An 18,481-nucleotide genomic window follows, 5' to 3' on the forward strand; every position below is an offset into this window, starting at 1 on the left:
GGCCTTACGGCTAGACAAATAACCTGGGGAAGCTGTGCTTGGCTCAGGCCTTATGGCTAGACACATAACCTGTGGGAGCTGGCTTGCCAGCGATGGCGGTGGGTCAGGCAACATCAATATTGCAGGTGCCGGCCTCATCGCTGGCAAGCCAGCTCCCACAGGGGACTTGTGCTTGGCTCAGGCCTTATGGCTAGACAAATAACCTGGGGAAGCTGTGCTTGGCTCAGGCCTTACGGCTAGACAAATAACCTGGGGAAGCTGTGCTTGGCTCAGGCCTTATGGCTAGACACATAACTGTGGGAGCTGGCTTGCCAGCGATGGCGGTGGGTCAGGCAACATCAATATTGCAGGTGCCGGCCTCATCGCTGGCAAGCCAGCTCCCACAGGGGACTTGTGCTTGGCTCAGGCCTTATGGCTAGACAAATAACCTGGGGAAGCTGTGCTTGGCTCAGGCCTTACGGCTAGACAAATAACCTGGGGAAGCTGTGCTTGGCTCAGGCCTTATGGCTAGACACATAACTGTGGGAGCTGGCTTGCCAGCGATGGCGGCGGGTCAGGCAAAATCCATGTTGCAGGTGCCGGCCTCTTCGCTGGCAAGCCAGCTCCCACAGGGGATTGTGCTTGGCTCAGGCCTTATGGCTAGACAAATAACCTGGGGAAGCTGTGCTTGGCTCAGGCCTTATGGCTAGACACATAACTGTGGGAGCTGGCTTGCCAGCGATGGCGGTGGGTCAGGCAGCATCAATGTTGCAGGTGCCGGCCTCTTCGCTGGCAAGCCAGCTCCCACAGGGATTCGGGAATGATTCGGGATTTGGGGTGCGACAGATAACCAATGTGGGAGCGAGCTTGCTCGCGAAAGCGGTGGTTCAGGCAACTAGGATGCTGACTGGGCTGACGCCTTCGCGAGCAAGCTCGCTCACACAGGTTTTCGGGTGTTTCGAAGATCCGCGCTTACTCGGTAATCTTCCCGAAATTGCGATAGAACATGTCCCCTTCCCGGCTATCGGTCATGGAGTGCAGTTGGTAGCCGCGATTGAGCCGCGCGCCGCCGTCACGGGTCAGCGGTGCCCATACCAGGTTGGCGCGGCGCATGGTCGACATGCTCATCATTTCGTCGAACGGAATCGACAGGTAGATACCCTTGTCGAAACTACCCTCGCCATACTCGGCACTACCAGCGGTGGTGATCGTCGCCCACGCACCAAAGCGCACGCCGTTGAAAAACTCTCGCGAGATATCCAGCGTGCCGCCCCAGTCCCCAGCCAGATAACGCCCGACGCTCACCGCCGCCAGCGTATCGAACGGCAAATCGGTATACGCCGTGACATGCCCGGTCACCACCGAGTAATCACGCAGGGCAAAACCCTGATCGAAATCGCGCTGGCGCACCCAGTTCAGATCCGCGCCCACCGACCAGCGCTCACCGGTCGGACGGAACAGCACTTCACCGCCGACCCCGGCGAACATCGACTCCAGATACCCACCGTAAACCATGCCATACAGGTCTTTATCCAGCTGCTCGGCATGGCTGACCTGGAACAACGGCATGGTCGTGTTGGACGTGGTCAGGTACTGACGCAAATCCGTACGCACACGCGGCAAACCACTCGGCGCGTCATAGGTGAATTTGTCGAAGTTGTTGGCCAGGTTGGCACTGAGCAAACCGCTCCACCAGGTATTGCGATTGAAGCGGTACTCAGCGTCAGCATCGGCACTCAACTGATAGAGCAAGCCATCCGGGCCGCCGACGTTCTGTTTGAAGCCCAGCCCCACGCCATAGCTGAAGTGCTGCGGCGCTTCGGTGTAGAGGGTTTTCTCGTTGTGCGGCATGGCCGGGTTGATCTCGGTGGTGCGGTGCAGCGACTCCAGTGGCTCTTCGTTGTTGATCACTTCGCGAAAGGTCTGACGCGGCACGCTGGTTTCTTCCAGTGGCAGGTCGTAGCGTTTGTTGACCACGGTGAACCAGTTGATGTCGTCGTTGACGCTGTTATCGAGAACCCGGCTCGCACGCCCCACCGCTTTGGACGAGTGGAAGTAGCGCTGCTGTTCGCCATACACGATCAGCTCGGAATCACGTTGCGCGATGCGCTCGACTTTATAGCCGGCATTCTGCTGCAGGCGCTGCGAGACGTTGGCCCAGTCGACCTGATCCGGCGCCGTGGTCGGCGCCTTCGCCGGCAGCGGCTCAGGAGTCGGATCGTAGGTCTTGGCCGGCGCCTTGCGGCTGACGAAGTTGGTGTGGAAAGTCACGCCGAACATCGCCGTATTACCGCGCTCCCACGCCGCGCTGACATCAACCGAATCGGTGACCTTGAACACCGCGCCGAGGTTGATCGGCGAGTCCTGCTTGATCTCATTGTCCTTCGGCTCGTGCTTGTAGTCGTTGCCTTCAAATTCGAGTTTCAGGCTGAGACGATCCCACGGCGTCTGATAGCTCACGCCGCCGAAGAACGACGGCCGGCCGCGAAAGTACGAACCCGAGTTAACGTCACCGGTGCCTTCGAGGGCCGGACGGGTATCGAAGCGATCACTGACGTAGCCCAACGGGTTGTCCATGTCGCCGCGATTACCGAGGTAACCCCAGGCAATCCCGGCGCTGAAATCGAAATTGTCGTAGCGCTTGTTGGCGACGAAAAATTCACTGGAAAACAAACCGGTACCGCCGATGTCTCGGAAGCCCAGCGCCACGTCGGGCAGCCAGTGACTCTCCTGCCACAGCCGGACTTTGACGTCGACCGCCTTGTCCTTATAGCTTTGACTACCGCTCAGGGCCTCCGAGCCGTACGGCCGGTTGGTGATCGCGGTGTAGCGGAAAGAGCCCTCGAGCCAGTCCAGCGGCTGCAGCGAAACGCTATAGCGGCTGTACGGTTCGGTGCGGTTGGCGTTGACGCTCAACTCGCCGGCCGGGGCCATGCGCGCGGTCGGCGTCTGCAACAGACCGGTGCCGCCGAAGTCGTTCTGAGTAATGCGCGGTTCGGCATGCACCAGACCACAAGGCAATAACAACACAGCTGCAAAACGTAACTTCAACGAACCACCTCGGCCAGCTGCGTGGCAATGAATTCGGCCAACTGCTGATTCAGTTCAGGAAGAGGCGGATCCAGATCATCATTTTTCACCGGCACCAGAATCTTGCTGCCGGCCACCGGGAATTGCCCGGACTCGCGATTCCAGTGCGCGATGCCGACACGCCGCGACACGCCATTGGGCTGGATCAGCCACAGGTAATCGGCTTCGGCATCGGCCAGAATCGCGCAGCCTTGCAGGTATTCACGAGCCTCCTGCAACGGCTGATACGGCAAGTGGCACGGCTCGGCGACTGCGCCCAGCACTTGCACTTCATCGACACGTTTCGGATAAACCAGACGATCGCCGTCATCGAGACGAATGTTGCGGGCGAAACCAACCTCCAGCGCCACCGGATCGAGGTCGGCAATCTGCCGGCCCGTTACCGGCATCTGCCGCACGTCTTCGGCCAGACGCCGGGCTAGCGCCACACGACTCGGTCGATCAAACAACGTCGCCATGCGCTGCAGCACGTCGAGGTCAAACAGCACGCCAACCTTCAGCCGTGTCTGCTCCTCAATCAACGACTGCCGCAGCAACCCGCCCGCCAGCCAATAGCCTTCGGCATTCGGCACCGCTTCACCGATCACATCGAGCAAGCGCCCGCCCGGTGGCAACTCGACCGGTCCGGGATTGGCGACATCGCCCGTCACCGTGACGGCCGCCTGACTCACACTGGCGACCAGCATCAGGCCCGCCGATAACAATTTCAGGCGCATCACGGCAGGTGCCTGCGATCAGGGGTCAGTTGCACAACCTTGACGCGCAACTGCGAGGTCAGTTGCTGCTCGCTCTGCAAGATGAAACCGTCACGCGGGTCGACCCAGTAACGATTGGTCGCGCGCAGGCCGATGGCCGGGGCGTCAATTTGCTCATCGACACGCAGCACGGTGTATTCCTTGTCGAGAATCTGCAGGGTTTGTTCGGATCGGCGCGAGAAGCGGCTGTTGACGATCACCCCGACTTCCTGGCCCTTGTAGAGGTCGATCCAGCGCCGCGTGGTGAAACCGTCGGCGACGTGATGCAGGCCTTGTTTGAACGGCGAGTCATCGGCCAGCCGCGTGCCATCGAGATCGCCTTCCAGGCCCAGGCCAATGCTGCGCACGGCGAGGCCATTGCGCAGTAGCAGCACCTGTTTGCCGGAGGCGACCCAGAACTGCAGGTCTTCACGCTCGCGCACCAGCGCCAGCACCCCGGAGCCGGACGGCGTGGTCAGTTTCAGCTGCGGGTAGTTGACCGCGGCCACTTCGGCCGCTGACACGTCGACTTCATCCGGGCCAACAACCGCCGCTTTAAGGTTATTCAACGAAGCGCTCATCAGCGGGTTACAGCCACACAGCAACGAGGTCGCCATCAGGCACAGGCCAACTTTCAAAATGTTCAAAGTCGGCGACCTTATTTGCTGTTGTTACTGTATTCGCTCCAGTTCTTCGCAGCGGAAGCGCCAGTGCCGACAATCGATGCCGACGGCACCAACTGGCTGATCAGACGGTTCCAGCGAGTCACGTTGGCCGGCCCGACATACACCACGTCCTGGGGACGCACTTCGAAGTGCGAAGCGAGCGCCATGGCGGTCGGCGATTCGGCTTCGAGCTGATAGATCTTCGCCGGCTCGACGTCGAGGTTTTCCACGCCGCGAATGACATACACCGCATTGCCGTTGGAGGTGGTCTGGCTCAAGCCGCCGACCGAACCGAGGACATCGGTGAGGTTCATGGTCGCGGTCTTGAAGCTCAGCGCGCGCGGCTGATTGACTTCACCCATGACGTAGATGCGCTTGTTGTCGTTATACGGCAGGTACAACTGGTCGCCGCCCTTGAGGTAGACGTTCTGCAACTGCGAATCCTGCTGATTGAGCGAGTCGAGGTTGAGCGGATAGGTGCGCCCGTTGCGCGTCAGCAACAGCCCGGACAAGTCGGCATTGTTGGTGTCGATGCCGGCCGAACCGAGGGCTTCGACCACACTCAGCGGATTGGTGGAAATCGCTTGCGGGCCGGCCTTGGCCACCGCGCCGGTGACCACGACTTTCTGGCTGGCGAAACGCAACACCGCCACGTCTACTTGTGGCTCGGCGATAAACGCCGACAAGCGTTGTTCGATGTCCGAACGCAGTTGCTGGATGGTCCGGCCGGCGGCCTGGACTTCCTTTATAAACGGGTAGTAGAGCGTGCCGTCGGAGCGCACCAGTCGGCCGTTGGCGTCGATCTGTTGTTGCGCGCCGGAGGGGGCCGTCAGCTCCGGGTGATCCCACACCGTGATGTACAGGACATCGTTGTTGCCGATGCGGTACTCGGCGGGCGTCGCCAACAGTTCCGGCGGCAACGACTCACGCTTTTGCGTGGCGCGGTTCATCGAGATCAGCTTGGGCGTGATCGGAATCAGCTCGACCCGGCTGCTTTCACTGGCACCCTGGCGGGTAATGCCACCGGTGCTCAGGTATTGACCGGGGGAAAACATGCAACCTTGCAGAGCGAGACTTGCCAACATTAAAAGATAAACACTACGAGTCATAATGGCACTACGCTATTCAAGGGCGAATCTAAAAACAAAGTCACCCGACTTGCGTCGGGCGACTTTGTACTGCACTAACAAATGTTCCTGTTAGTTATGCGTGCCGGTTGTACCGGTGGTACCTGTGGTACCGGTAGTACCGCCGTTGGCACTGCCACCGCTGTTGGACGCCGCTACAGCACTGGCGACCATTGCAGTACTGGCTGCAGGCGCTTGAGAAGCCGCTACATTGCCACCTACATTGGTCACCGCTGTCAGCGGCGCTTCAGCGGCGGCAGCCCAGTTGCTCAACATCGTCAACAGGGCAACTGCCATTACTTTTTTCATATCAACTCCTTTCTAACATTCGACCTGTTAAAAAAACCGGCCTGAGTTAGAGGTGGTAGCGTTCAAGTCCGCAAAAAGCGCGAACAAGATCCGTTGTTCTTTCACAGTCTTACCCAACTGATAAAAGTCGAACGGCAGGTTTATATCTACGGACTTGCAAAAGGCATTTCCAGCGTATTTTCCCGACGATATCTAACACCTGACCGAAACTAACATTCAGTATTAGAACGACATCATTCGAGATAACCGCGAGGATGGTTCGATTGCCAGCGCCAGGTGTCGGTGACCATGTCCTGCAAGTTGCGCGTGGCTTTCCAGCCCAACTCTTTGGCGGCCTTGGAGGCATCGGCCCAACTCTCGGCGATATCCCCGGAACGGCGCGGCATCATGCGATACGGCACCGGTTGCCCGCAGGCCTGTTCGAACGCGTGGAGCACTTGCAGCACGCTGTAGCCATCGCCCGTGCCGAGGTTCCAGGTATGAATGCCGGTGCGTTCAGCGATGGACTGCAACGCCTTCAAGTGCCCGTCCGCCAAATCGACCACATGGATGTAGTCACGCACGCCGGTGCCATCCACTGTCGGGTAATCGTTACCGAAGATCGACAACTCCGGCAGGCTGCCGACCGCCACCTGGCTGATATACGGCACCAGATTGTTGGGGATGCCGCTGGGGTCTTCGCCCATATGGCCGCTGGCGTGGGCGCCGATCGGGTTGAAGTAGCGCAGCAAGGCGATGCTCCAGCGCGGCTCGGCCTGACTCAGGTCACGCAGCACGTTCTCGACGATCAGCTTGGACTGGCCGTAGGGATTGGTCGGGTTGCCGGTGGGGAAATCCTCACGGATCGGCATCTGCTCAGGCTCGCCATACACCGTCGCCGAAGAGCTGAACACCAGGCGAAACACCCCCGCCGCCGCCATCGCCTGGCACAGGTTGATGCTGCCGCTGACGTTGGTCTCGTAGTATTCGAGCGGCTTGCGCACGCTCTCGCCCACGGCCTTGAGCCCGGCGAAATGCAGGACGGCTTCGATGGTGTGCTCGCGGAAAATCCGCTCGAGCAGTGCCCGGTCACAGACATCGCCGCGGATCATCCAGGCACTCTTGCCGCAAATGCTTTCAACGGCGTGCAACGCGGCTTCGCTGCTGTTGCAAAGGTTATCCAGTACGACAACTTCATAACCTGCTTCAAGCAGCGCAAGTGTGGTGTGCGAGCCGATATAACCGGCACCACCCGTTACCAGAATCTTCATAGCGCGATCCGTCTTTGGATGAGTGACAAGTAGCGTGTCAAGCCTGATTTATTGAAGATGTGTCACACCCCACATAAATAAGGCGACAACAACCGGAAACAAAACTAGTTCAATGACTGGCAATAAATATTTTTGCAGGTCACACTGTATTGCCCGCTACTTATTAGCACTCCCCGCGCACTCATCACTATCAACAGATACCGACTAAAAATAACTAATACCGCACTTACCGACATCTCATAACATTGTCATGTTTTACCGCTACGACTAATTGCCATCAACAACCTGACTCAGGTATTAAAGCAGTCGTTCAACAATATTATTGAAACTTGCACGCCCTGTATGAGTGCGCGCATCTGTTGCCTGTGTTCCATGACTGTCCAGGATACTTTTATGATTCGTAAATGTTTGTTTCCCGCTGCCGGCTATGGCACGCGTTTCTTGCCGGCCACCAAAGCCATGCCGAAAGAGATGCTGCCGATCGTCAACAAGCCGTTGATCGAGTACGCCGTTGAAGAAGCACGGGACGCCGGCCTGCAACACATGGCCATCGTCACCGGCCGGGGCAAGCGTGCGCTGGAAGACCATTTCGACATCAGCTACGAACTCGAACACCAGATCCGCGGCACCGAGAAAGAAAAGTTCCTTGCCGGCACTCGCGAGCTGATCGACACCTGCACCTTCTCCTACACCCGCCAGGTGGAAATGAAAGGCCTCGGCCACGCGATTCTCAGCGGCCGCCCGCTGATCGGCGACGAACCCTTCGCCGTGGTCCTGGCCGATGACTTGTGCCTGAACCTCGAAGGCGACGGCGTGCTCTCGCAGATGATTCAGCTGTACAAGAAATTCCGCTGCTCGATCGTTGCCATCCAGGAAGTGCCGGCCGACCAGACCCACAAGTACGGGGTGATTGCCGGCGAGCTGATGTCCGACGGCATCTACCGGGTCAACAACATGGTGGAAAAACCGGCGCCGCAGGACGCCCCGTCGAACCTCGCGATCATCGGCCGCTACATTCTCACGCCGGACATCTTCGACCTGATCGCCGACACCCAGCCGGGCAAGGGTGGCGAAATCCAGATCACCGACGCGCTGATGAAACAGGCGCAGAACGGTTGCGTACTGGCCTACAAATTCAAAGGTCTGCGCTTTGACTGCGGCGACGCCGAGGGTTACCTGCAGGCGACCAACTTCTGCTACGAAAACGTTTACCTCAAGGGTCGCTGAGACGGCGCCCTTCACCCAACGAGGCCACCATGAACATTGCACAACATTCCGTAGAGATTGAACGCGAGGTGGGTAACCTCGGGGTGATGAGCTGGCTGTCCCGCCATCAGCCGTTGCCCAGCGCCAACGAGTCCTGGCTGGGCACGATTCTGCTGGTGGAGCGGATTGGTGTGTTTCCGGCGTCCGGGGACATTCGCCGGCCGCTGCGCGATCCGTATCCGCTGCTCGCGCATTTGAAAAAGCTGTATGGCGAGCAGGCGCTGGAAATGGATGATCGCGATGGTCTGAAAGTCATTTTCAGCCACTGGCGCTTTCGCGTGCGTATCTGCTGCAACGACCCGGCGATCATCATCAACGTGGAAACCCGTTGTGATACACGGCTGATGCCGCAGAAGATTGCGGAGTTGCTCGAGCAGGTCGACGCCTTCACGCAGGACGTCTGATGCCTGACCCATTCCCCCTGCAGGAGCTACAGGGGGTTTGTGGTTATTTCAGGAGGGCGTCGCACCGATCCTTGACGCCCATGATCCAGCCATAAAAGTAATCGGCAATCACCTTCCCGCCCGTGGCCGGCACCGGATGAATCTTGTCCGGGCCGATCATTGCCGCCGCGTAGCGTTTGACGTCGGGGCCGAACGCACATTGCAGATTGGCGTAACCCAGATGCTGCGCGCGCGCCCAAGGCTCAAGCACCTGTGCATAGGCTGACATCGGATAGGCGCTGGAACGCGTGGTGTCCTGGCGCATGATCAGGTTGATGCTCGCCTTCGGTTGAATCTCGCGCAGCATCCCCACCAGCCCCTGAACGTTCTGCAAATACTGCGCTGGCTTCACGCCGAAACCCTGATCGTTACCGCCGAGCATGATCAAGTAAACATCAGCGGGGATCTTCGACACGGCAGCTTTCCACTGCACCTGCCATTGCGGATCCTGGTGATAGAAATCCGCAGAGGCCGCGCCTGATGCCGCCAGTTTGGAGACTCGCACGCCGTTCTGATCGTTGCTCATCCACAGGCCAAACAACGTCGGTGTGCCCTTCACCACTTCCAGTTTGAAGGACCAGTCTTTCGCTGCCGAGAGACCTGTCAGCGGGACTTCCTGAACCCCCGAACCTTCAAGCGTCAACGGCTGCCAGTCTTGCGCAGGCGTCCAGCGGTAGCGGATCTCGCTGGGTTCGCCGTTGCCCAGGTAAAGCAGTTTCGCCTGAGTGACCGCCGTATCAATACGCGGCGTCGGGCTCGCATCCACCTGCAGCCATGCGCCGGGCCGGCCGGTCACCGTGCGGCTGTCCGGACTCGCTTGTCCCAGGTCTGAAACCTTCCAGTCGCCGGCAAAGTACTTGTCACTGCTGCGGGTGTATTTGAAATGCGTGCCGCCGAGCGCCGCACCGTGGTTGAAACCGACGTAACCCGGCCCGGCAAACCCCACCTCCCCTGCCACGCGCTGCACCAGTTTGTTCAGGTAGAAATCCTGCCCGGCGCTGTAGCTGTCGCCGATCACCGAGACCGACAACACCTTGCCAGCCTTGCCTTCACGCCACTGGGCAAAACGCTCGCGGGCATCGCCTACCTGAACCACCGACGCTGCGACGGGATGCGCATCATCTACTGCCAACATGCAAAATTTCCTTCAGTCTGGAATGGCCCCTTCGCGAGCAAGCTCGCTCCCACAGGGATTGTGGTCATCTACAGGGATGGTATGACTTGCAGATATCCACTGTGGGAGCGAGCTTGCTCGCGAAGCTCTTAGCTGTTTTGCGTCTGCACCACCGGGACGATGGGCGCCGCCGGTTTCTTCTTCGCCACCCGCTCCCCCAGGAACAACACAGAAGTGAAATTGAATCGACTGAAAATCATCGACAACACAACCGGCCCGAGCAAGCCAAAGCTCAGCCCACCCAGCACCAGCAAGCTTTCATCCTTCACCCCCAACCGCCCCAGCACAAACCGCGACGTCGCCGCGAACAGCACATGGAACAGGAAGATCGCATAGGAATAACCACCGAGCCAGGTCAGCGCCTTCGAGCGCACATCGCTCGACAGCAAAGCGATGCACGACAGGCAACCCACGGTCAGACCGATCAGACTGCGACGATCGACAATCAACTCACGATCAATTGCCGCGACGTACAGCAACGTCAGTGAGATCAATACAAACAGCACCGGCCCGATCACCTTGAAGCGCTGCTTCAGCGCGTCGACGTTCTCCTGGCCAATCATCCCCGCCACAAAAAACGGCAACAGGTAGATCGCGCCATTGATACCGAACGCATCGAGCTTGAACGGAGGCAACAGAAACAACAGCGCCGCCAACGCGAACAACCCATACAGCCGTGTCGCCGAGCGCAGCATCCCGCGCCACTCCAGCAACCCGACAAACATGAAAATGATGAACACCGCCTGCAAGAACCAGAAGTGGTTGATCGGCACCCAGAACGACAGCAACGCGTCGACTACCCCGACCTCCTTGTTCACCCCGGGGCCCACCGCCTGCAACACCGAAAACGGCACGCCGACGCAAAACAGCGGCACGATCAAGCGTCGCACCTTCCCGCTGAAGAACGCAGAAAAGTCATTGCCACGGATTTTGTAGATCGAATAGATGTACCCGGAGATGAAGGTGAACAACGGCATGCGCACGTACACCATCGAGTCGGCAATCACCCGGAACGGCGAGCCGATGTCGATTTTCAAACCACCGCCCAGCGGCCCGATGACGTGATAAAGCACCAGCAACAGGCACGCCAGCCCGCGCAGGGTTTCGATCTCCAGGGACTTTTTCTTGCTCGACATAAAGCACCTGCCTCAATTCAGAATGCGTGATTCAACCCGCACCGGTTTGTTCGCGCGCAGCATCAAGCCGAGCCCGACGAACAACACCGGCACCACCATGGAGAAGTGCCGGGCGAAGGAACCGAAGTCCGGCTCGAACAAGCCCTGCACCAGCAGAAACGCCAGCGGAATCGCGATCAGTTCCTTGGGTTTGGTCTGGATCGGTGCGCCCTTGTAATCAGTCGAGGTGATGACCTTGAACAGCAGCAGCGCGGTCATGATCATCAACGCGACGAAGATCACCTGCCCCGGTCCGGACAGCAGAATCAGCTCCACCGGAAACGACAGCCGGAAGAAGATGATCATCGAGTCCAACGCTTGCGAAACGAAGTCGCTGCCGCTGAGCCACGACACGATCAACGATTTCGAGCCCTCCTCCCCCGCCGTGCGCAATTCGTTGTTGCTCGCGCGAATCGACGACACCGGAAAGCCCAGCGCTATCTGGATCGCCATGGCCACCGCGAGGTAGAACAGGAACAACATCAGGAAAAACGTGGTGCGTGACACGTACTTCTTCATCACACAGACGCCGACCCACGACAGCGAAAACAGAATCCAGTAAGGCCGGATCAGCACGCCGTAGATCACCGCCGAGAGGAAAAAACCGCCGCGATATTTGCGCGTCAACGCGCTGAGCAGAATGCTCAACACCGCCACCGACACAATGATTTCCTTGGTCAGGTTCTCCAGAAAAAACGAGCGAACAATGCCCCACAGACACAAGGTGCCGAAGATCGCCAATGGCATGCGCCGAAACACCACCACCGGAATCGCCGTGAGGAAAAAATTGCAGAACATCCCGTAGGCCCAGGCGTTGGTCAGGTTGATCCCGGTGGGCCGCAGCAGGAACGCCGAACACTCGTAGGACGAGCGATCCGGCGAGAACGGGTTCCAGAAATTGCAGTTGTCCGCCCTGGCATAGGACGACCACAAGGTCATGGCATCCGGGCCCGGATCGCGGGGAATCAGCAACGGCATGGCCACCGACAGAAACAGCCCGGTGAACAGGATCAAAAACGAAAGCGAGGAATCGAGTTTTTTGCCGCGAAACTCGATGCACGGCAATTTCAGGCCCATGACAGCGCAGCCTTTTTCGCCCCGGTCACGCGGGTCAACACGGCAATCACCGCCAGTTGCACGATGATCGCGAAGACGTTGCCCCACGCCGCGCCGTAAATCGAATAGTGCTTGATCAGCAGGTAGCTGACCGGCACCGACACCAGCACGCAAATGGCCGCGCTGGCCAGCGACACCCGGCTGTTTTTCGAGGCGATCAAACCGCCCCAGACGATGTCGCCAATCGCGCGCAGGGCGAAGGAAACGATCAGCACACCGAGGATTCCGTTATCCGGACGCGGCACGCTGGTGGCGACGTAATCGAGCACCACGTTGAAGAACAGATAAATCGCCACCGCCACCGCCACCGAGACCACCAGCGACCGTGCGACCCACTTGTTGACGAACAGTTGCCGGAGCGTGAACGCCTGCTGATCAGCCTGAAACCGCTTGGCCAGCACCGGGATACCGACCACCGCCACCACCGCATACGACAGCGCTTGCAAGGTGTTGGCTGCCGACCACGCGTACACGTATTTACCGAGGCTGGCATAGGGTTCCAGATCGACGATCAGAAAGCGCTCGGCGTACTGACTCAAGGCGATCAAGCCAGTGCCGAGATAGAACGGCAACCCGGCCCTCCACACAGTAGCGGTGGCCAACGGCCCGGCCACGCGGCCCTTGTGCACGTTCACCACGATCAGGTAACCGGCGACGATAACCAGCACGTTGGCGGCGACCCACAGCCACAACACACTGGCGATCCCCGGCACCCAGCCGAGCATCATCCCGCCCACCGCCAACAGCGCCCACAGGCCGGTCTTGATAAAGAACAGCAACGCGCCGGCGGTGGCTTTCTGCGCGGAAAAGACGAAGGAGTTGATTTCGAATGACAGGTGTTCGGTGAGCAGTACCAGCGTCACGCAGAGAATCAGCGCAACCGTCGCATCCACCGTCTGGAACAGTGAGTAAATCAGCACGGTCAGCACCGACAACAGCAGCCCCACTGCCAGATACAGCAGCAGGACCCGGTCGACCACCCGCCGCGAACTGCCGCCGACGCTGATCAGCCGGTTGATCTCGGAACTGAAACCGACGCTGTAGAACTTCGACGCGATCAACGACGCGGCGACCACCACACCGTAAAAACCCAGCGCCTCATAACCGAGGTAATGAGTGATCGCCAGCACCAGCAAGAACTTCGCGCCTAAGGCTCCGCCGCGAAGCAACAGCCGCAATATCATCGAACGATACCTTTGATGATCTCGTCCATGGCCACGGTTTTTGCCTCGATCTCGCGACAGGTGTCGGTCAGGCGCTTGCCGAAATCGGCCAGTGCGTTCGGTTTGTAAACCGTGTCGATGATGGTGTCGACGTTGATGTCGCCGCCGTTGATCACCCAGTCCTCGACACCCATGTCCTGATAGGCGCCAAAGCCTTTGCGCTCGTAGCTGATGTGGTACGCCGGCACGCCGGACAGCAGCGATTCAATGGCACCGTGCAGACGCACGGAAATCACCAGGTCCGGCTGGTATTTGGCAATCGTCGCCTTCAACGACAACAGGTCTTCGGTGATGCCCAGTTCGCGATAGAACGCACCGTCATCGTTGCCACGCACGGCACTTTGTACGGCGCACACCACTTTGCTTTTGTTCTTCAGGCGCTGCAGCAGCAGCTTCAGGTTGGCCACGTAGGCGACTTTCTTTTCCTTGCTCCACTCCGGCGGCTTGCGCAGCACCACGCACACGGTGGCCGGCGACGCGGCGCAGCGGGTGAACTTCGGTTGCGCAAGGATTTTGCTCGCCAGCGACTGCACGGCCAGGTCCGGTGCGCGGTAAACGTTTTCGCAGGCGTCAAACATTGCCGAGGAACGATTGTCACGGACAAACACCGCGTCTGCGCTGGCGTAATGTTCGACGATCTTGCGGCTCTCGCCATGGAACGGACCGATGCTTTGCGGCAGGTACACCGACGGCACTTTGCTGAGGATCGCGGTTTCCAGTTGCTTGGCGTGGCCGAGTTTCAGCTTGATGTGTTCGAAGGCGCTTTTCGAGCGCATGTAGCCGCCGCCGACGCCAACGATCAGGTCGGTTTTCTTCAACAGATCAGCCAGCCCGGCGTAGGACTGGTTGAGGAACACCGCTTGCTTTACCCGCCCCAGCCCCTTGGCTGCCATCACCGGTGCGTCGAAACGCGGGTGCGGCAAGTAGTTGAAAGACTCGGGATCGGACGCCACGACACTGATCGCCGTGTCGTCGCCAAAGTTGCGCTGCACCAAGGCAATAGCCAGGTCGACGAGCAGACCGTCACCGGAGTTGGACGCACTGTAGCCATGCAAAATCGTTACGTTCATAAGCTGAGTTCTACTTAATAAGTGGGAGCGCAATACAGGTCGTAGGTCTGGCGGATCATCAACGCGGCGCTGAAACGCTCGCGGACAATGCTGCGACCTTCGTTGCCAAGGTCGAGCAAGCGCGGCTTCTGGATTTTCGCCAGCACGTCGGCCAGCGCCTGGTGATCACCGGAGGGAAAGACGTAACCGGACACCTCGTCGGTGACCAGTTCCGGCAGCGAGGTGCAGTTGCTGGCGATCACCGGCAGCCCCATGGCCATGCCTTCCAGCGGCACCATGGCAAAGCCTTCCCAGCGACTCGGGACAATCAGCGCATCGGCCTTCTGGTACAGCGCGTGCACTTCCGTTGGCGTGACCCACGGCAGGTATTCCACGGCGTCCATCGGCGGACACTCGACGGAGTCTTCGTTGACCGCACTGCCGACCACCGTCAGTTTCAAGTCGTTGCGCTGCACCTTGGCAAAGGCCTTGAGCAGTACGTCGAAACCTTTCTGGTAATCGAGACGGCCGACAAACAGCAGATGAATCGGCTCGGGGCTTTGGGCTTTCGGCGCTTCGTCGCGCTGATGAATGCCGTTGTAGATCAGCTTCATGCGCTTGCGCTCGATGCCGAATCGCGCCGCTTTATCGAGCTCGTACTGGCTGACGCAAATGATCACGTCGGTGACCTTCTGCAGCACCCGCTCGATCCACGCATACACCTTCTGCTTGGTTGGCGAGCTTTCCATCAGAAACGAAAAGGCGTGCGGGCAATAGACGATTTTCGGCTTGCGCCACGGTCGCAACAGTACGCACACGACGCGGCCGATCACCCCGGAAAAGGTGCTGTGCAAATGCACCACGTCGGGCTTTTCCTTGAGCATCACCTGGCTCAGGCGCCAGGCAAAACGCAGCAGCGAGGGCACGTTGCGCCCGCTGCGAGCGAAAGTGCGGATCTGATGCGGCGCGATGCCGTGCAGTTCCTTTTCCTGATCCTGGGGCACCAGGTAAACCAGCTCGTAGCGCGCCGCGTCGCCGTCGGGCGAAACCGAAATGGTGCGGATCACCGTCGCGACGCCACCTTTGATCGTCTCAGCCACGTGCAGTATTTTTTTCACAACTCACCCACTTCAAACATGTAAGGACCATTCAGGATTTGTCGGACGCGTATTCGTAGTTGTAGTAACCGTAGCCGCCGTTGCCGTAGTAGCTGGCCGCGCGCTTCTCGACGCCGTTGAACACCGCCCCTTTCAACTCGATGCCGTTCTGCGCGAAGCGGCGGATGGTCAGTTCGATTTCCTTGGCCGGGTTCACCCCGAAGCGCGTCACGATCAGGCTGATCCCGGCCTCACGACCGACAATCGCCGCATCGGTCACCGCCAGCAGCGGTGGCGTGTCGATGATCACCACGTCATACAGCTCGCTGAGTTGCGCCAGCAGCTCACGGAAGTTGGCGTGCATCAGCAGCTCGGACGGGTTGGGCGGCACCTGGCCGCGACTGATGAAGTGCAGGTTCGCGCCTTCGATTTTGTTGATCGCCTGCTCGATGCTGCAGCGCTTGACCAGCAGGTCCGACAAACCGTTGACGATCGGCGTGTTGAGGGTTTTATGCAGATGGCCCTTGCGCATGTCGGCATCGACCAGCACCACGCGCTGACCGCTTTGCGCCATGACGGCGGCAAGGTTGGAGGAGACGAAGGTCTTGCCGACCTGCGGACTCGGCCCGGAAATCATGATGCGGTTATTGGTCGAGTCCAGCCCGGCAAAGTGCAGGCAGGTGCGCAGGCTGCGGATCGACTCGATCGACAGGTCCGTCGGATTGCGCAGGGCCAACAGGTAGGCCGGCTTGTCGACGCCATCGCGGGCGCGCCCCTTTTTGCCATCCTCTTCCTGCTGCAAGGTGCTGTAGGGAATCGAGGCGTACACCGGCAAGCCGAGTTGCTCGATGGCTTCCGGGCCTTCCAGGCCACGGCTCAGGGATTTGCGCAGCAACACCAGCGCCACACCGACGAACGCGCCGAGCAACGTGGCGATCAGCACGATCAGCGCCTTCTTCGGCTTGACCGGGCTGCTCAGGTCGACATCCGCCGTGTCCACCAGCCGCACATTGCCCACCGCACCGGCGCGGACGATGTCCAGTTCCTGGGACTTGTTCAGCAGTTGTGTGTAGATCTGCGACGCCACTTCGACATCGCGGGTCAGGTTGAGCAATTCCTGTTGCGTGGCCGGCAAGTCCTGGACTTTGCCTGCCAGCGACTTCTGTTGCTGGGTCAATTCGCCGATCTGGCTCATCAACGCGCGATAGGCCGGGTGCTGGCTGGTGAACTTGCGATCCATCTCCGCCTGCTGCATTTTCAGCTCGGAGATCCGTGTTTCCAGCGCCACCGACTGGCCCAGTACCGATTGGGTTTCGAGGGAAATGTTCACGGTCTTGCCGTGGGTCTGATAGGCGTTCAGCGCATCGCTGGCCTTGGCCAGATCACGCTTGACCTGGGGCAACTGGCTTTGCAGGAAGGCCAGGCTCTGCGCAGCTTCCGCCGAAGTGCGACGCACGTTCTGATCCACGTACAGCGCGGCAATCTTGTTGAGGATCTTCACCGCTTCAGCGGCATCGGCGCTGGCCAGCGCCAGACGAATGATCCCCGACTCTTTGCCTTGCTCGGAAATATCCAGAGCGTCCTGGTACCCCTGAATGGTCACGATCCGTGGATTGCGCACCACTTCGAAGCGGGTGCCGGGGTTCGCCGCCAACTGGGCGACCAGCACTTCCACGCCGTCCTGGGCAAAGGCTTCACCCGTGACGCCCTCCGCCAGCAGGTTGTCGTTGTCGTCGAGCAACTGGAAGTGCTGCTGTTCGCCGGCGATCAGCGTAAGTTTTTTCCCCAGCAGTTCTTTGGGCAGGTTGAGCCGGGTGATCTCCAGACGCTCGCCGCCCCAGGCATAGCTGTTCAGGCCGAAACGCGGCGGCGCCACGCTGGTTTCGGTTTCGCCGCGATAACGCCGGGCGAAAAACCCACCGATCATCGGGAACGTATTAGGCGTGACGTCGATGTCCAGACGCAGGTCATCGACGGTTTTGCCGATCACCGCGCGGGACTTGATGATGCCGATTTCGGTCACCGACGGCGATTGGCCGCCGAGCATGCTGTTGAGATCGGAAAAGCCGAGCATGTCGTTCTTTTTCGGCTCCACCTGTACCAGCGCGTTCGCCAGATACACCGGTGTGGCGAGAACCGCATAGGCAACGCCGGCGGCCATGAAGGCACCGGTGAATGCGCCGATCAGCCATTTCTGGTCAATCAGACTGCCGAATATGCCGAGCAGATCAATACTGTCTTGATCGTTGTCACGGGTGCCGATTACTGACGGTAACTGCATAAGTCTGTTCTTACCATTCACTGTTCTGAAGAATATTGATCAATGCCCGAGGCGCTGCGCCCATGAACTAACGGCATCTTCAATCAATGCATGTGCATGAACAAAAGCGGCCTTGCCTTGACGATACGGGTCTTGTATTTCACGCTCGCTCTGCCACTTGCCGAGCAGAAACACTTTGCCTCTGGCGTGAGAGGCAATCTTCAGGACTTGATTTACATGCTGTTTTTCCATGACCAGAATCAGGTCCGACTCATTGACGATATCGGCGGTCAATTGCCGCGCCCTGAAACCCTCGGCGCTGTGGCCGCGGTCTTCCAGGACCTGGCGTGCCGACGCCTCCATGCCTTCGCCAACTCGCGCCGCGAGGCCTGCAGAGGTCACCGAGATGGTTGATGCGGTCAGCGCGTTACGCAACAGAAGTTCTGCAGTCGGACTTCGGCAAATATTGCCAACGCACACAACCAGGATATTTCTGAACAAGGTTTACTTTCCTGTGTAATATC

Annotated in this window: 16 protein-coding genes; 2 read left to right on the forward strand and 14 right to left on the reverse strand. The window is 59.3% G+C overall.

From position 1 onward, the window contains the following. Positions 1-951: 951 nt before the first annotated feature. The 6 genes from ACXX9E_RS24140 to galE all read right to left on the reverse strand — a co-directional run bounded on the left by ACXX9E_RS24140 (position 952) and on the right by galE (position 7,154). A complete protein-coding gene (locus tag ACXX9E_RS24140; protein WP_128614878.1) occupies positions 952-3,030 on the reverse strand; it encodes a YjbH domain-containing protein in 2,079 nt (692 codons plus the stop codon). After that, positions 3,027-3,785 carry a capsule biosynthesis GfcC family protein gene (locus ACXX9E_RS24145; protein ID WP_447808475.1) on the reverse strand — a complete coding sequence of 253 codons (759 nt, stop codon included), beginning with the start codon at positions 3,783-3,785 and terminating at the stop codon, positions 3,027-3,029. The genes ACXX9E_RS24140 and ACXX9E_RS24145 overlap by 4 nt, the downstream gene beginning before the upstream one ends. Further along, positions 3,785-4,450 carry a YjbF family lipoprotein gene (locus tag ACXX9E_RS24150; RefSeq protein ID WP_458556328.1) on the reverse strand — a complete coding sequence of 222 codons (666 nt, stop codon included), beginning with the start codon at positions 4,448-4,450 and terminating at the stop codon, positions 3,785-3,787. Before ACXX9E_RS24150 ends, ACXX9E_RS24145 begins: the two co-directional genes overlap by 1 nt. An 11-nt stretch (positions 4,451-4,461) precedes the next feature. Then, positions 4,462-5,577, reverse strand: coding sequence for a polysaccharide biosynthesis/export family protein (locus tag ACXX9E_RS24155; RefSeq protein ID WP_185015755.1), 1,116 nt, complete (start codon positions 5,575-5,577; stop codon positions 4,462-4,464). A gap of 90 nt (positions 5,578-5,667) precedes the next feature. Then, positions 5,668-5,904 (reverse strand): hypothetical protein, encoded by a 237-nt coding sequence (locus tag ACXX9E_RS24160; RefSeq protein ID WP_007910552.1) that lies wholly within the window; start codon positions 5,902-5,904, stop codon positions 5,668-5,670. A 233-nt stretch (positions 5,905-6,137) separates the two neighbouring features. Continuing rightward, positions 6,138-7,154: a UDP-glucose 4-epimerase GalE gene (gene galE, locus ACXX9E_RS24165; protein WP_336346262.1), complete on the reverse strand. Its 1,017-nt coding sequence runs from the start codon at positions 7,152-7,154 to the stop codon at positions 6,138-6,140. Between the two features lie 393 nt (positions 7,155-7,547). Here galE and galU point away from each other — a divergent pair, with 393 nt between their 5' ends. Both galU and ACXX9E_RS24175 read left to right on the forward strand, forming a co-directional pair. Further along, positions 7,548-8,381, forward strand: a complete 834-nt coding sequence (gene galU, locus ACXX9E_RS24170; protein WP_123461999.1) for a UTP--glucose-1-phosphate uridylyltransferase GalU — start codon at positions 7,548-7,550, stop codon at positions 8,379-8,381. A gap of 29 nt (positions 8,382-8,410) precedes the next feature. Then, the gene (locus ACXX9E_RS24175) at positions 8,411-8,824 is read left to right on the forward strand and encodes a phosphohexomutase domain-containing protein (protein WP_458556329.1); all 414 of its coding nucleotides are present in this window, start codon (positions 8,411-8,413) and stop codon (positions 8,822-8,824) included. A gap of 43 nt (positions 8,825-8,867) precedes the next feature. Here the strand turns inward: ACXX9E_RS24175 and ACXX9E_RS24180 are convergent, their stop codons facing one another. From ACXX9E_RS24180 to ACXX9E_RS24215, 8 genes are all read right to left on the reverse strand, one after another. Then, on the reverse strand, positions 8,868-9,998 hold the full coding sequence (locus tag ACXX9E_RS24180) for an SGNH/GDSL hydrolase family protein (RefSeq protein ID WP_458556330.1): 1,131 nt from the start codon (positions 9,996-9,998) through the stop codon (positions 8,868-8,870). A 128-nt stretch (positions 9,999-10,126) separates the two neighbouring features. Further along, the gene (locus ACXX9E_RS24185) at positions 10,127-11,173 is read right to left on the reverse strand and encodes an acyltransferase family protein (protein ID WP_128614885.1); all 1,047 of its coding nucleotides are present in this window, start codon (positions 11,171-11,173) and stop codon (positions 10,127-10,129) included. A 12-nt stretch (positions 11,174-11,185) separates the two neighbouring features. Next, entirely contained in the window at positions 11,186-12,289 is a 1,104-nt protein-coding gene (locus ACXX9E_RS24190; RefSeq protein WP_186748635.1) for a hypothetical protein, read from the reverse strand. Beyond that, entirely contained in the window at positions 12,280-13,512 is a 1,233-nt protein-coding gene (locus ACXX9E_RS24195; RefSeq protein ID WP_458556331.1) for an MATE family efflux transporter, read from the reverse strand. The genes ACXX9E_RS24190 and ACXX9E_RS24195 overlap by 10 nt, the downstream gene beginning before the upstream one ends. Continuing rightward, entirely contained in the window at positions 13,509-14,621 is a 1,113-nt protein-coding gene (locus tag ACXX9E_RS24200) for a polysaccharide pyruvyl transferase family protein (RefSeq protein ID WP_123461986.1), read from the reverse strand. Before ACXX9E_RS24200 ends, ACXX9E_RS24195 begins: the two co-directional genes overlap by 4 nt. Before the next feature lie 14 nt (positions 14,622-14,635). Further along, positions 14,636-15,718: a glycosyltransferase family 4 protein gene (locus tag ACXX9E_RS24205; protein ID WP_324287529.1), complete on the reverse strand. Its 1,083-nt coding sequence runs from the start codon at positions 15,716-15,718 to the stop codon at positions 14,636-14,638. 31 nt (positions 15,719-15,749) lie between these two features. Beyond that, positions 15,750-17,978 carry a polysaccharide biosynthesis tyrosine autokinase gene (locus ACXX9E_RS24210; protein ID WP_322376347.1) on the reverse strand — a complete coding sequence of 743 codons (2,229 nt, stop codon included), beginning with the start codon at positions 17,976-17,978 and terminating at the stop codon, positions 15,750-15,752. 39 nt (positions 17,979-18,017) lie between these two features. Beyond that, the gene (locus tag ACXX9E_RS24215) at positions 18,018-18,458 is read right to left on the reverse strand and encodes a low molecular weight protein-tyrosine-phosphatase (protein WP_123461980.1); all 441 of its coding nucleotides are present in this window, start codon (positions 18,456-18,458) and stop codon (positions 18,018-18,020) included. Between the last annotated feature and the right edge of the window lie 23 nt (positions 18,459-18,481).

The sequence above is a fragment of the Pseudomonas sp. GNP014 genome (genome assembly GCF_054344005.1).

Excerpts from the sequence above, each read along its gene's own strand:
- ACXX9E_RS24200 (WP_123461986.1), bottom strand. The coding sequence starts at position 14,621 with ATGAACGTAACGATTTTGCATGGCTACAGTGCGTCCAACTCCGGTGAC.
- ACXX9E_RS24190 (WP_186748635.1), bottom strand. The coding sequence starts at position 12,289 with ATGGGCCTGAAATTGCCGTGCATCGAGTTTCGCGGCAAAAAACTCGAT.
- galE (WP_336346262.1), bottom strand. The coding sequence starts at position 7,154 with ATGAAGATTCTGGTAACGGGTGGTGCCGGTTATATCGGCTCGCACACC.
- ACXX9E_RS24210 (WP_322376347.1), bottom strand. The coding sequence starts at position 17,978 with ATGCAGTTACCGTCAGTAATCGGCACCCGTGACAACGATCAAGACAGT.
- ACXX9E_RS24155 (WP_185015755.1), bottom strand. The coding sequence starts at position 5,577 with ATGACTCGTAGTGTTTATCTTTTAATGTTGGCAAGTCTCGCTCTGCAA.
- ACXX9E_RS24175 (WP_458556329.1), top strand. The coding sequence starts at position 8,411 with ATGAACATTGCACAACATTCCGTAGAGATTGAACGCGAGGTGGGTAAC.
- ACXX9E_RS24180 (WP_458556330.1), bottom strand. The coding sequence starts at position 9,998 with ATGTTGGCAGTAGATGATGCGCATCCCGTCGCAGCGTCGGTGGTTCAG.
- ACXX9E_RS24145 (WP_447808475.1), bottom strand. The coding sequence starts at position 3,785 with ATGCGCCTGAAATTGTTATCGGCGGGCCTGATGCTGGTCGCCAGTGTG.
- ACXX9E_RS24185 (WP_128614885.1), bottom strand. The coding sequence starts at position 11,173 with ATGTCGAGCAAGAAAAAGTCCCTGGAGATCGAAACCCTGCGCGGGCTG.
- ACXX9E_RS24160 (WP_007910552.1), bottom strand. The coding sequence starts at position 5,904 with ATGAAAAAAGTAATGGCAGTTGCCCTGTTGACGATGTTGAGCAACTGG.
- galU (WP_123461999.1), top strand. The coding sequence starts at position 7,548 with ATGATTCGTAAATGTTTGTTTCCCGCTGCCGGCTATGGCACGCGTTTC.
- ACXX9E_RS24195 (WP_458556331.1), bottom strand. The coding sequence starts at position 13,512 with ATGATATTGCGGCTGTTGCTTCGCGGCGGAGCCTTAGGCGCGAAGTTC.